Below are 14030 nucleotides of genomic sequence, written 5' to 3' on the forward strand. Positions count from 1 at the left end.
GCCCCGGGCGTTGCACGAGCGTTGCACACGTCTCAAGCGAATATGTCGCCATCTTCCAAAAACGGTTGGTTGAGCCGCCAAACGTGAAAATCTGGGGCGAGGCTGTTGGGGGCGTTTTTCATCGCATCCATCAACAGCAGGGCATCCCGGCGTTTCACGTCCACAAAATGCGTATTCAGCAAGGGCAGGACACGCGTTTCGCAACCGCATTCATCAATGACCCGGCTCCAGGTTCGGTCCTTGAAGAAGAGGGATCGGGCCGCCAATTCCAGTCGGTCGCGTATCTCTGCGGGAATGCCGCCACTCAGATGCAGCGCCTCAAGCGTCGCGCGAACATTGACCATGGGGACGGTCAGGGCCGGATAGCCGAGTTCGGCCGGACCGTGGAGCAGGGCGACCTCGGCGTCATCGACAAGGGTTCCCGAACTGTAGTCCTCGAAGATCGCGCCAATGCCGATCATGCCGAAATCCGCGCATTCGGCGGCGCGCAGGGCGCCCATGCTGGATGCGCCGAGGATTCGCACGCCGATCGATAGGCCGCGAAGGATTTCCTTGTGCCAGACCGGCGGCTGATATTCGAAGCCGCCATCGATCAGGCCGATTGCGGTTGCACCGTCATCGATGGCTCGGTCGATATCGCCCTGGAGAGCCGGCGGGCGGATCGTCATGCCATCGGCAAAACGCTGGGCATCCGGCAGGCTCGGGCCGACGAAAACGATCTTCATGACCACAATGTCCGGGCAATGGCACGCGCGCCGAACCGCCGGAGACGATGGCCTTCCGGGTTTTCCAGCGCGGGCACGAGGACTTTGACGACGGAGAAGGGCCACTCGTCCTTCGACAGCGAAACGGCGATGGCCATGGAAATGCTTGCCTGCCGTAGCCGGTCAAGCAGGTGTGTGATCATCGATGCAATCGGCAGGACGGGAGCAGGTGGACGAGCGGTTATTGTTTGGGGTTTGCAGGCGAGGAGGCTGCGTGTCTCGTTGCCGACTGGCCGGCGATAGGTTTGCGCGGAAACATCGTCGCGGGCGCCGCTGATATAGGTGAGGCGCGATTGCGCTGCCTCGGTGACGGCGCGTAGCGCCGCAAGCGAGGGCGACAGGTGGGCGCCGGATCCATGCGTGACCTCGACATAACGCGGCGGTTTGTCCGTCAGCGCATCACGCGGACCGAGAAGAGCGGTGAAGCAGGGGATGCCGAGATTCGAGGTGATGTCGAACAGGCGCAGGATCAGGCCGGCCTTCTCGACGCGGGCCAGTATGTCGGCCATTTCGATACCGCCGTAGAGGGGCGCGTCGACACAGCGCGCCTGTCGATCGTTGGCGGGCGAGACCTGCCAGAGCGTATAGGCGTCGCGTTCGATCCGCTCCAGCAGGCCGTGCAGGATAGCTTCTTCCCGGTTGTTGCCCGATGCAAGGCCATCCGAGGACATCCAATAGCGATTGTTGGGGCGGGTGCGGTCGAGAATCACGGCTTCCCGGGGCACGAAGATTTCCTCGCCGTTCAGGAGATTGGTACCAGTGACCCATTCGATCGTTTCATCCGGCGAGATGTCGCCTTGTCCGCGTGCGATCAGCCCGGGCAGGGGATCGGCGGATCGGCCGCGATCGGTGAGGCCATTCATCGTATCGGTGATGATGTCCACGTGCGGCTGCCCCGCAACGGCGCGTTCCAAGGCCTCCATGACGGCCGAGGCCTTCGCGTCCGTATCGGTGACGCCCTTGCCCTGCGCGACGACGATCGAGCGGGAATTCGGGGCATAGGCGCACCAGACCGGAATCCCGAGGCTATCGAGGCCCGTATGGCGCGCAACGCGTGTGATGCCGAAGTTTTTCAAGTGAGGTTCGACGCGGGAGAGCGTCTGTGATGCCGTACAGATACGATGCGCCGGTGCGCCCCCTGCGGCCGGTTGGTCGTCAGCCGTCATAATGTCCGGCAAAGACCCGCTCGGCGGATGATACGGCGACGGCGAAATCGACGCCGTTGACGATGGCGCCGCCCGAGGCGCGAATGGCAGCGGCATTGGCAAGGCTGCCATCGGCCGGTGTCGGCAAGGCAGTGACGGTGCCAGCCGTCAGGTCCGCCAGCCAGAGACCTTTTTCACCCGGTATTCCAATTACAACCACTTTTGCCATGTTCATTCTCCTCCTTGTTCAGAAGCCTGCTTTGATCAGGCCTTCCCGATAAAGTTCTCGCTGCCAGTTTTCCCTGTTCGGAACGACTTCGAGCCAACGTTCGAGGTCGAAGCTTGGATTGTCGCGCAGCACGCGTTGGCGGCAGGCACGCGCTTTGCTTCGTTCGCCAAGCATTCCCCAACTCGCAGCCAGCAGGCGGTCGGCGGGGCGCCTGTCGCGCATCTTGCCGACATAGGTGACGGCATCATCGAATTCGCCAAGGAAATAGCTCGCCCCCGCCGCCGTCCAGTAATAGGTGTCGGGGCAGAGCGGGTTGAGCTCGATGGCTTTCTTGATCTTGTTCAGTCCGTCCTTCGGCCGTGCCGCATGCACGAGACTGTCGGCATGGCTGTAGAGCACGTCGGCATAATGGGGGCTGATGGTTTCGGCGACGGACAAGGCCTCGAGGCTCTCGTCGAGCTTGCCCAGATAGAGTTGCACGACGCCGAGTTCGCGGTATCCTCCGGCCAGATCGCCATCCTGGCGAACCGCGGCCATGGCCTTCTCTTCGGCCATCTTCAAAAGGTCCTGGTCGCCACGGGCTGTCAGGAGCCATTCGGTTGTCAGGGTGCGTGCCACGCCGGCGAGGGCCGGAGCGAAATCCGGATCGTCCCGCAAGGTATCGCGAAACACGCGCCGGGCCCGGCGAACGCTGGGCAGCGAAAGACCGGAGAGGTGCTGGACGCCCTGGAGATAGTGGAAATACATCTGCGGGCGGATGTCGAAATCGAGTTTCGCCGCTGCGGTCTCCTCCACCTGTCGGGCGATGGTCTGGGTGATCGTGCGGGAGATTTCGGCGCGTTGCGTGGTCAACCCTTCGGCCGTCAGCGGAAAGCGTTCGGCCCAGATGATTTCGTCGGTGGGCAGGAACACCAACTGGGTGAACAGGCCATCGCCGGATCGCTTGGTGTCCAGCGCATAGATGACGCCGTGCTTTTCCAGGACAGCCGCCTTGTCGCTGGATTCGCGGATTCGTTCCGAGGTGAAGGGCGCGACGATGGAGACGGTCCGGAGCGAACACAGTCCGATCGTCACGTCCTCGATCAGTGCATTGGCGACAGAGCCGTTGAGGCGGGTATCCTCGGCCGTATCCGGCGGCAACAGGGCGACACGCGGCAGATGGGCGCGCTCGGGCTTGTCTGGTGCCGACGCCTCGGCTCGGGCCTGAGCGACCGCGGTGGATGGCGTGGGGCGGTCATCCCGCACGGTGGCGAATACCTTGTCGGTGTCATCCGTCCCGGTCAGCCGCGCCCGGTCCATGATGGCGCGGATATCGGCATCGTTCGGCGAGCGCTGCAGGATCTGGACGCAGCCGATCTTGAGGGCGCGCAGATCGTTCCGTTCGGTTGCAAGCGGCGATGCTTCGATCACCGCTGCCCTCAGCAGTTCGCCGCAGGCCTGTCTATGCCCCTCGATCCAGCGTTTCAGTGCGCCGTTCGCGGTGCGGGTGGTGGCGAGGAATTCATCCTGCATCGTCTCGGTGATCCGGCGCAGACGAGCGAGTTTGTCTTTCGCCGGCAGGAAACAATCGAGGTCCGAGCCGAGGTGATCGGCGGCGAGCCGGATCATCCGGCCATCGGCGGTGAGCGGGATGGTTTGCGCCAAGTCGGTGGTGCGCATTCGAAGCAGGGTCGAGCGGAGGTTCTGGAAGGCGACGCTGCGATCGACGTCCGGCCAGAGCAGGTTGGCCAGCGTTTCCCGCGAGACTTCCTGGCGTTGGCTGGCGCGCATATAGGCGATGATCAACAGGCCGCGTTCGGGCATGAACACCTGTCGGCCATCCCGTCCAAGCAATCGCAATTCTCCAAATGTATGGAGATGATACCCTGCTCGCCCCACGAAAAATTACTCCGCCGCGCGCTTGCCGCTTTCGTTCCGGGCGACGGTTTTCGCGAGCTTGACGATGCTCTGGCGAATCGCCGGATCGGTGATCGCCATGAAGGCGTGGTTGAGAGCCAGTCCCTCGGAGCTCGAAACGAAGGTCGATATGTCCGAAATCTCCTCCGGACCTTCGCCGGCCGTGCGCGGTGACTCTTCGAAGAAAAAGGCGATTGGAACATTCAGAGCGGTGGAGATGTTCTGAAGGCGACTTGCGCCGACGCGATTGATGCCTTTTTCGTATTTCTGGACCTGCTGGAAGGTGATTCCAAGACTATCGCCCAGTTTCTCCTGGCTCAGGCCCAAGGCTACCCGGCGAAGACGGATACGGCTTCCGACATGAACGTCAATGGAATTTGCAACTTTTTTCATCATGACCTCCACGACGATTTTTAGTGAATGACCATACCTTGCGTCATTCACGTTCGCGTTGCAATCGTGGTCGGTTATTAGTCCATCGCAGGATGCGGCGCTCTGTGGAGTGCACCGCATGGTTCTGCGTTTTCAGCGTGGAAAATTGCCTGGTCGCCCCGGCCGTTTTACCCTTTGCGAAATGCCGCTTATCTCAGGTTGGAGGGGCGCCGAGGGCATGCAGGATGCCGCGCAGTTCGGCGAGTCCCCGCAGGCGACCGATCGACGGATAACCGGGCGTGACGGTCTTTTCGAGATCGTCGAGCATGCGGTGGCCATGGTCCGAGCGGAAGACGATCGTGTTTTCAGCCGACCGCCGCCGGTCCTCGGCGACGAGTTCCTTCAACACCGAGACCATGTCGACATCGCCCTCCAGATGGGCGCTTTCGTGGAAGCTGCGGCCGTCGCCCTCGCGCGTGGTGGCGCGCAGATGGGCGAAATGGATGCGTTCGGCAAATCGCCGGGCGATCTGCGGAAGGTCGTTGTCGGCGCGCACGCCGAGGCTGCCGGTACAAAAGCACATCCCATTGGCAGGCGACGGCACCGCATCGAACAGCGCGGCATAATCCTGTGCGGTCGAGGCGATCCGTGGCAGGCCGAAGAGCGGGCGTGGCGGGTCGTCGGGATGCAGTGTCAGTTTGACGCCCCGCGCCTCGGCCGCAGGCGTGACGGCCTGCAGGAACTCGATCAGATGCTGGCGGAACCGATTCGCGTCGATGCCTTCATAGGCGGCGAGTTTTTCGCGAAATCCGGGAACCGTCATCGGTTCGGTAGTGGAACCGGGCAGGGCCGAGGTTATGATCCGGGTGATCTCGGCCATCTCTTCCTCCGGCATCGCCTCGAAGACGGCTTTGGCTCGCACGCGGTCTTCTTCCGAATAGTCGTTCTCGGCACCCTTGCGCTCAAGCTGAAAAAGATCGAAGGCCGCGAAGCGCTCATGATCGAAGCGCATCGCCGTGGCGCCCGTCGGCGTGATGAAATCCAGTTCCGTGCGGGTCCAGTCGACGACCGGCATGAAATTGTAGCAGATGATGTCGATGCCACAGGCGGCCACTGCCTCAAGGCTGGCGATCCAGGCTTCGATCTCAGCCTTGGCCTTTCCACCGGTGCGCTTCACCGCATCGGGAATGGGAATGCTTTCGACGACCGACCAGACAAGCGGCGAGCGGTCCGCGGGCGTGGTTTCGATCAGGGCCTTGCGCTCGCGCACCTCGCTTTCGGTCCATGCGCGGCCGATCGGCACCTGATGCAGCGCCGAAACGATATTGGTCGCCCCCGCCTGGCGCACGTCGTCCAGTGTGACCGGTGCGTCTGGCCCGAACCATCTCCATCCCTGCCGCATGCCTGGTGTTCCTTCCGTGGTGATCTGTTGAAAATTCAGCTGAAGTAATCGGGATGAAGCAGCCGGAGTTCGGCAACGTCCGGAATGACCGCATTCAGGTGGTGCATCATCGCCGCATGGGCGCGCGCCACGTCATGGGCGGCTATGGCATCGCGGATCGTCACATGTTCCTCGATCACGCTGTCCATGCGCCCAAGCCCTGGCAACGTCAGTCGGCGCGCCCGGTCGATCTGGATTTTCACCGTCTTGAGAATATTCCAGATGCCGGGATAGCCCGCAATGACGGCAATCGCCTCGTGGAACGCTTCGTCCTGCTCATGGAAAAGCGAGGTTTCGTTGTGCGCCGCGTGCAGACGCTGGCGGGCGATGATCGCATCCAGTCGGGCAATGTCCACCGGCGTCGCAGTGACCGTCGCGGTCTCCACCGTCGTTCCCTCCAGCGATTTGCGAATCACCACCGCCTCGGGAATCGCGCCGACGGGAACCAGAGACACGAAGGTTCCAGATTGCGGGAAGATATCGACAAGCCCTGCCTCGGAGAGGCGCAAGAGCGCTTCGCGCACCGGTGTGCGGCTGACGCCGAACTCCTCGGCAATGCGCTTTTCCTGCAGCGGCATGCCCGGCGGCATCTGCAACGAGACGATGGCCGCATGCAGGCGGTCGTAGATCGCCGACCCCGCCGTCACGCGTCTCAGTTTGGCGGCCGCCGGTTCCACGACGAGGGGGACGACGACGTCGCGACGCGATGATGGTGGCATTTGAGATTCTCGAAGCGTTGACACTGTTGCGAATACTAGTATATCAGTTGAGCCACGTTGCCAAGAGATGAAGCGGGAGGACGGACAAGGAATGGCATTGCATCCAGACAGGCTCTTTCCTGCTGATCCCGGCACGCGGTCGATCGCGAGGCGGCTTTATGCCAGTGTCGAGAAGCTGCCGATCATCTCGCCGCACGGCCACACGGATCCGTCGTGGTATGCCGAGGACAAAGCGTTTCCGGACCCGGCGGCGCTGTTCATCACGCCGGATCACTATGCGACGCGAATGCTCTATTCGCAGGGTGTGAGGCTGCAGGATCTCGGTGTCGCCAGGCGTGATGGCGAGTCCGTCGAGACCGATCCGCGCAAGATCTGGCGGTTGTTTGCTGCGCATTTCCACCTGTTTGCCGGCACGCCGACGCGGCTGTGGTTCGAGCATTCGCTGGAGACGGTGTTCGGAATAACCGAGCGGCTGTCCATCGATACGGCGGACATGCTGTTCGACCGGATCGAGGCGGTCATTCCCACGCAGCAGATGCGGCCGCGGGCACTGTTCGACCGTTTCGGCATCGAGGTCATTGCAACGACGGATGGCGCGCTCGATGATCTGAGCCATCACGACGCTGTTCGAAAATCCGGCTGGCATGGCCGCGTGGTGCCGACCTATCGTCCCGACGCGGTGGTTGATCCCAACGTCCTTGGATTTGCCGGAAATCTTCAGCGCCTGTTCGCCATGACCGGCGAGCCCGCGACCTGGAAAGGTTATCTCAACGCTCATCGCGCGCGCCGGGCTTTCTTCAAGGCGCATGGCGCGACCGCGACCGATCACGGTCATGCGACGGCGCGAACGGAGAACCTGACGCAAGCCGATGCCGCCAAGCTGTTCGACATCGTACTTTCAGGCCGGGCGGACGCCGCGCAGGCAGAAGCCTTCCGGGGCCAGATGCTGACCGAGATGGCGCGCATGAGCCAGGACGACGGGCTGGTGATGCAGATCCATCCGGGCTCCTATCGCAACCACAACCCGGCGCTGTTTGCCGATTTCGGGCCGGACAAGGGTGCCGATATCCCCAAGGCGACCGATTACGTGCATGCGCTGAAGCCATTGCTCGATGCGGTCGGCAACGATTCCCGGCTGACGGTGATCCTGTTCACGCTGGACGAAACAGCCTATTCTCGCGAATTGGCGCCGCTTGCCGGCCACTACCCGGCCCTGAAACTCGGCCCGGCATGGTGGTTCTTCGATAGCCCTGAGGGCATGCGGCGCTTCCGCGAGACGACGACGGAGACCGCCGGTTTCTACAACACCGTCGGCTTCAACGACGATACCCGCGCCTATCTGTCCATCCCCGCCCGCCATGACATGGCTCGCCGGGTCGATTGCGCCTATCTCGCGCGCCTCGTCGCGGACCATCGCCTCGAAGAGGAAGAGGCATTCGGGCTTGCCGGGGAACTCGCCTACGGGCTCGCCAAGAAGGCTTATCGATTGTGAAGAAACCACGCAGTCGGGTGGCTCAGGAGGCGCCCGCTGCTCAACAGGGAGGAAACGACATGAACGTGACACGCAGGACTTTCGTTGCCGGGGTTGCCGGCATATCCGGCCTCGGTCTTTTGCCCGGCCGTCTTTTTGCCCAGCTCAAGGCGCCCGCAAGCCCCGTGACCATCACCGTGGTCGACGTCGCGGGCAATCTGGCCCTGACGCAGGGCATGTTCGAGGCCTATGCGGCGGCCAAGCCGGAATGGGTGTCGAGCTTTGCCTTCACCAAGGCACCGGCACCGGAACTCCCCTCCAAGATCAAGGCGCAACAGGCCGCCGGCAAGGTCGATATCGATCTCGTGCTGACCGGCACCGATGCGCTTGCCGCTGGCCTGAGCCAGGATTTGTGGGTGGATCTCGCCGCACACAAGGGCGACCTTCCCAATCTCGAAGAGATCCTGTTGCCGCAGGCCTTCAAGATGCAGGCGCTGGCCGAGGACAAGGGTATCGTCGTGACCTACTATCCGTCCGGCCCACTGATCGAATACATGCCGGACCGCGTCCCAACGCCGCCGAAAACGGCTGCCGAACTGCTGGAATGGACGAAGGCCAACCCGAACAAGTTCATGTATGCCCGTCCGGCCAATTCCGGCCCAGGCCGCACGTTCCTGATGGGCCTTCCCTACCTTCTCGGTGACAGCGACCCGCTTGATCCGGTCAACGGGTGGACGAAGACCTGGGAATACCTGAAGGCTCTCGGCGAAAACATCGAATATTACGGCACCGGCACGACGCAGACGATGAAGGAACTGGGCGAGGGCACCCGCGACATCGTCGTCTCGACGACTGGTTGGGACATCAACCCGCGCGCGCTTGGAATCGTTCCGGCGGAGGCCAAGGTCGGCAAGCTCGACGGCTTCCATTGGGTGACGGATGCGCATTACGCCGTCATCCCCAAGGGGGTATCGGACGAGAAGATTGCCGTCCTGCTCGACATCATCAACTTCGTCCTCCAGCCGCAGCAGCAGGCGATCGCCTATGACCAGGGTTATTTCTATCCGGGTCCGGCGGTCAAGGACGTGACGATCGAGATGGCGCCGCAGGAAAGCCAGGACGCCATCAAGGAGTTCGGCCGGCCGGAATATGCCGACTGGATCGCCAACAACCCGCTGGAAGTGCCGCTCGATCCCGCCAAGATCGTCGATGCGTTCCGGATCTGGGACGAGCAGATCGGCGCGTCCAAGAGCTGAGTTGACTGAAACCGGAGTGGCGGCATGTCCGCCGCTCCGGATCTATTATTGTAGAGGAGACGACCTTGAATTTGCCGGTTCAAAACGGAGCGACAGTGCTTTCGCCGAAACAGACCTCCCGTCTTGAACTGGACGGCCTGCGCCGTTCGTTCGGCAGCTATACCGCGCTCGATGGCATCGACCTGTCAATCGAGCCGGGAGAATTCATTGCTCTTCTCGGCCCATCCGGCTGTGGCAAATCGACGGCGCTGAACTGCGTGGCCGGGCTTTTGGCCTTGTCCGGCGGCGAAATCCGGCTGGGCGGCAATCGCATCGACCAACTGGAACCGGAAAAGCGCGGTTTCGGCATGGTGTTCCAAAGCTATGCCCTGTTTCCGCATATGAGTGTGCGTCGCAATGTCGGCTTCGGGCTGGCCATGCAGGGCATTCGCGGCAGCGAGGCGGACAGGCGCATCGAGCAGGCCTTGGCACTGGTGCGGCTGGAAAGCCAGATCGACAAGCTGCCGGGGCAACTCTCAGGCGGCCAGCAGCAGCGGGTGGCGATCGCCCGCGCCGTCGTCATCCGTCCGCCGATTGTCCTGATGGACGAACCACTGTCCAATCTCGATGCCAAGCTGCGGCTTGAGATGCGCGCGGAAATTCGCGGCATTCACGACCAGATCGGCTCGACCACCATCTACGTCACCCACGACCAGGACGAGGCGCTGTCGCTTGCCGACCGGATCGTCGTGATGAGCCAGGGCCGCATCATGCAGATCGGTTCGCCGCAGGACCTCTACCAGCGGCCTGTCCATATCGAGGTCGCCGATTTCATGGGTTTCCGCACGCGCATTCCCGGTCGGGTCGTCGGCGTGTCGGGAGACGAAGCCGAGATCGAAGTTGCAGGTGCGCGGCTGACGGGCACGATGCGCGAGCCATTGCGGGCCGGAGACGCGGCGGTGCTTTCGGTGCGGCCGGAAGACCTCGTTGCCGTCGAAGGCGCGAACGGCATCCCTGCGACGGTGAGCAACATGGAATATCGCGGTCGTGCCTTTTTCGGCATGGCAAAGTCGAGCGACGGCTCAGACCTTTATTTCCGCGCCGAACAGGCCATGCCGCGCGGCGCATCGGCAACGCTGCAGCCGGTTGCCGGCCGGGCATTGCTCTTCAAGGGGGCGGGCGCATGAGCACGGCATCGCTTCGCACCCGGCTTGCCGCGCGCGGTTTCGATGGAACGACGCTGCTGGTCCTGCCGGGTCTCGCCGTCATGCTCGGGCTGTTCATCTATCCGTTCTTCTACGGCCTCGCGGACTCCCTCATGCCGAAGGAGGGCGCGTGGTACGCCAACTATGCCGCCTTCTTCAGCGATCCCTTCCAGTATCGCACCATTGCCGCGACGCTCTGGCTGGCCTTGCCGGTGACGATCGTCAATCTGGCCTTCGCGGTGCCGATCGCCTTTCGCGTCCGACTGATGACGCGCCAGCGCCTGCTGACCACCATTCTCGTCCTGCCGATCACGCTCGGCACCGTCTTCGTCGCCGACGGACTTCTGACATTTCTTGGACCACAGGGCTGGTTCAACCGCACGCTGATCCTGGTCGGCCTGCTCGACGGCCCGGTGAAGCTGACCAACAATTACTGGGGCGTGTTCGCCTCCCTGGTCATTACCGGCTTTCCCTTCGCCTTCCTGCTGACCCTGTCCTACGTGACGGGCATCGATCCGGCCATCGAACAGGCGGCGGCGACGCTCGGCGCCAATGCGCGCCAGCGGTTCACGAAAGTCTTTTTGCCTTTGCTGGTTCCGGGGCTTGCCGTCACCTTCTGCCTTGCCTTCGTCCAGGCCTTTGCGGTGTTCCCTTCGGCTGTTCTGCTCGGCGCGCCCGCCGGGCCGACGCGGGTCATCTCGATCGCGGCCTATCAGGCGGCCTTCGAGCAATATGATCATTCGCTGGGTTCGGCGATCGCGATGATCATGGGAGCTGTCGAACTGATCATCGTCCTGGTCGTGCTGGGCGGGCGCTCGCTGTTTTATCGCGGCCCGACCGGCGGTACGAAGGGATGACGACGATGACCCTCCGCACCCTCCATTTTACCTCCACAGGGGAGACCGCGCTGTGATCCGGGATCAAGGCCTTACCTCGAAAATCTGGCGCTTTGCCGTTTGGGCCGTGGCCGGCCTGTTCGTGCTGAATCTGATCGCGGTCATCGCTGCCGTGATCGTCAATTCGTTCGCCACCCGTTGGCTCGGCACCTGGTTGCCGGTCGGGTTGACGACGAAATGGTATTTCAGCGCCTGGAAGGAATTCCAGCTTTCAAGCGTGGTTCTCGTCACCTTCCAGGTCGTCTTCATGGTGGTGATCATTTCCGGCCTGCTCGGCGTCACCACCGCCTATGCGCTGGCGCGGCGCGATTTCCCCGGCAAGCGCATCGTCGTTCTGCTGTTCCTCCTGCCGCTGCTGATCCCGCCGCTGACCTACGGCATTCCGCTGGCGACGGTGCTCTATCAACTGGGCCTTGGCGGTTCCTTCTGGGGCGTCGTGCTGATCAATCTCGTGCCGTCGCTGCCTTTCGTGGTGCTGGTGATGATCCCGTTCATCGAGCAGATCGATCCGCGCATCGAGGCTGCGGCACGGGTGTTCGGTGCCGGCACCGGCAGCCTGTTCCTGCGCATCCTGCTGCCGTTGCTGCTGCCGGGCATGCTGGCGGCACTGCTGCTCGTGCTGGTGCGCACCATCGCCATGTTCGAACTGACCTTCCTTGTCGCCGGGCCGACCAGCCAGACGCTGGTGGTCTCGCTCTACTACGCGGTCTTTGCCTCCGGCGTGCGCGCGGGGCAGTCGATCGACGCCATGGCGGTGATCTACATGGTGACGACGCTCTTCTGGCTGATCCTCGCGCTCCAGTTCGTCAACCCGTCGCAGATCGTCGCACGCGCCAAACAGCAGCCCGCCACATGAGCAGACTATCCCGAAAGACACTTTCGCAACTGCCCGCCAGTGTCGGCAAGCCAGCGTACGATCTCGCCGGGCTCACGGTCGGCATCGTCCATCTCGGCATCGGGGCTTTCCATCGCGCGCATCAGGCGGTGTTCACCGACGAGGTACTTGCGGGTGATCCGTCCTGGGGGATCTGCGGCGTGTCGCTGCGCAGTGCCGAGACGCGCGATGCGTTGGCGCCGCAGGAAGAACTCTACACGCTCAAAGTTCAGGACGGGCAGGGCGCTGCCCTGCGCGTCATCGGCAGTATCGTCGAAACATTGGTCGCGCCGGAAAATCCGGAAACCGTCCTGTCGCGCATGGCCGATCCATCGACCCGGATCGTCTCGTTGACGGTGACCGAGAAGGGCTATTGCCACAATCCGGCCAATGGCGCGCTTGACGAAAGTCATCCGGACATTCTGCACGATCTGCAAAACCCGTCGAAACCGAAATCCGCCGTCGGCTTCATCGTCGAAGCGCTGGCCCGGCGGCGAACTGCCGGTATTCCGGCTTTCACGCTGTTGTCCTGCGACAATCTTCCGTCGAATGGGCATGTGCTCAAGCGCGTGGTCACGCGCTTTGCGGAACTGCGTGATCCTGAATTCGGGACCTTCGTTTCCACCGTGGCGTCGCCCTCGACCATGGTCGACCGGATCGTGCCGGCGACGACGGATGCCGACCGGTCAGTGATTGCCGCGGCACTCGGGACGGAGGATGCCTGGCCGGTGGTGACGGAGCCCTTCCGGCAATGGGTGGTGGAAGATGAATTTCCAATGGGGCGGCCGCGCTGGGAAGAGGCCGGCGTGGTCTTCGTCGAGGACGTGTCCGCCTTCGAGACGATGAAACTTCGACTTCTCAACGGCAGCCATTCGACGCTCGCCTATCTTGGTTATCTTGCGGGCGCCGAAACGGTGGCCGAAGCGATGGCCCTGCCGGGTATGGAGAACCTGATCGAGGGACTGATGCGCGAGGAGGTGTCGCCGACGCTGCCGCCGCTTGCCGGGTTCGATCTGGACGCCTATCGCAAGGCGCTGATCGCACGCTTCAAGAACCCTGCTCTGCGTCACCGGACCTGGCAGATTGCCATGGATGGCTCACAGAAACTGCCGCAGCGGCTGTTGGGAACCATCCGTGACCGCATCGAGGCCGGTGAACCCTATGATCGCCTGGCGCTCGGCGTTGCCGCCTGGATGCGCTATGCCCGCGGCATCGACGAGGCGGGCGATGATATCGACGTGCGCGATCCCTTGGCGGAACGCATTGCCGGATTGGCGCGGCCGCTCGATGATGCCGATCAAATCGTCGCTGCCTTGCTCGGTCTGACGGAGATTTTTGGCGACGATCTGAGTGCTGACAGGTCTTTCCGCACGACACTTTCTGCGACTCTGGCGCGTGTTCTTTCTGGTGGTTCGCGTGATGTTCTGCGTTTTTGGGTGTTATGATAGTTAAAGTATTCGATGATTGGCTGGTTCCGATGGTGCGCCATATTTCAATATTGTCCCGATATGTGGCAATGAAATTTTAATGTAGTGGTCAATTTCAAGTTTTACATCTTTGTTGATTCTGATTTTTATTCTGCAGTTTCCACGTAATTCACATTCATCTCGAAATACGTCAGTGTAATTTTTATGTTACACCACGAATTTAATTGTATGACTTTATGCGCATAAAAACTAACATAATGATTTTTATTGAATTTTCCCGCCGTTAACCAATGCGGTTTACGCGTATTTAGAACTTCGTTGCTACAGTTCCGGCTTCATCAATACATATGCGTCGC

At 62.1% G+C, this 14030-nt stretch carries 13 protein-coding genes; 6 read left to right on the top strand and 7 right to left on the bottom strand.

From position 1 onward, the window contains the following. Positions 1–32: 32 nt before the first annotated feature. From VL202_RS24885 to VL202_RS24915, 7 genes are all read right to left on the bottom strand, one after another. Positions 33–725, bottom strand: a complete 693-nt coding sequence (locus VL202_RS24885; RefSeq protein ID WP_325466737.1) for a TfuA-like protein — start codon at positions 723–725, stop codon at positions 33–35. Beyond that, positions 722–1930 carry a YcaO-like family protein gene (locus tag VL202_RS24890; RefSeq protein ID WP_325466738.1) on the bottom strand — a complete coding sequence of 403 codons (1209 nt, stop codon included), beginning with the start codon at positions 1928–1930 and terminating at the stop codon, positions 722–724. The genes VL202_RS24885 and VL202_RS24890 overlap by 4 nt, the downstream gene beginning before the upstream one ends. Beyond that, entirely contained in the window at positions 1920–2138 is a 219-nt protein-coding gene (locus VL202_RS24895) for a hypothetical protein (protein ID WP_325466739.1), read from the bottom strand. The genes VL202_RS24890 and VL202_RS24895 overlap by 11 nt, the downstream gene beginning before the upstream one ends. A gap of 18 nt (positions 2139–2156) precedes the next feature. Further along, on the bottom strand, positions 2157–3971 hold the full coding sequence (locus VL202_RS24900) for an adenylate cyclase (protein WP_325466740.1): 1815 nt from the start codon (positions 3969–3971) through the stop codon (positions 2157–2159). 51 nt (positions 3972–4022) lie between these two features. Next, positions 4023–4427, bottom strand: coding sequence for a helix-turn-helix transcriptional regulator (locus VL202_RS24905; RefSeq protein WP_325466741.1), 405 nt, complete (start codon positions 4425–4427; stop codon positions 4023–4025). Between the two features lie 193 nt (positions 4428–4620). Then, complete coding sequence (uxuA, locus tag VL202_RS24910) at positions 4621–5808, bottom strand: mannonate dehydratase (RefSeq protein ID WP_325466742.1); 1188 nt, start codon at positions 5806–5808, stop codon at positions 4621–4623. 35 nt (positions 5809–5843) lie between these two features. Then, positions 5844–6566 (bottom strand): GntR family transcriptional regulator, encoded by a 723-nt coding sequence (locus tag VL202_RS24915; protein WP_325466743.1) that lies wholly within the window; start codon positions 6564–6566, stop codon positions 5844–5846. Between the two features lie 91 nt (positions 6567–6657). On the opposite strand from VL202_RS24915, the gene uxaC reads away from it, so the two are divergent. From uxaC to VL202_RS24945, 6 genes are all read left to right on the top strand, one after another. Continuing rightward, positions 6658–8058, top strand: coding sequence for a glucuronate isomerase (gene uxaC / locus VL202_RS24920; RefSeq protein ID WP_325466744.1), 1401 nt, complete (start codon positions 6658–6660; stop codon positions 8056–8058). Between the two features lie 59 nt (positions 8059–8117). Continuing rightward, on the top strand, positions 8118–9293 hold the full coding sequence (locus VL202_RS24925) for an ABC transporter substrate-binding protein (protein WP_325466745.1): 1176 nt from the start codon (positions 8118–8120) through the stop codon (positions 9291–9293). Between the two features lie 95 nt (positions 9294–9388). Beyond that, positions 9389–10459, top strand: coding sequence for an ABC transporter ATP-binding protein (locus VL202_RS24930; protein WP_325466746.1), 1071 nt, complete (start codon positions 9389–9391; stop codon positions 10457–10459). Continuing rightward, positions 10456–11334 carry an ABC transporter permease gene (locus tag VL202_RS24935; RefSeq protein WP_325466747.1) on the top strand — a complete coding sequence of 293 codons (879 nt, stop codon included), beginning with the start codon at positions 10456–10458 and terminating at the stop codon, positions 11332–11334. Before VL202_RS24930 ends, VL202_RS24935 begins: the two co-directional genes overlap by 4 nt. Positions 11335–11386: 52 nt before the next feature. Continuing rightward, positions 11387–12229, top strand: coding sequence for an ABC transporter permease (locus tag VL202_RS24940; RefSeq protein WP_325466748.1), 843 nt, complete (start codon positions 11387–11389; stop codon positions 12227–12229). Further along, positions 12226–13692, top strand: coding sequence for a mannitol dehydrogenase family protein (locus VL202_RS24945; protein WP_325466749.1), 1467 nt, complete (start codon positions 12226–12228; stop codon positions 13690–13692). The genes VL202_RS24940 and VL202_RS24945 overlap by 4 nt, the downstream gene beginning before the upstream one ends. The last annotated feature ends 338 nt before the right edge of the window (positions 13693–14030 follow it).

The sequence above is a fragment of the Pararhizobium sp. genome, assembly GCF_035497515.1.
In the GTDB taxonomy this organism is placed as follows: Bacteria; Pseudomonadota; Alphaproteobacteria; order Rhizobiales; family Rhizobiaceae; genus Pararhizobium.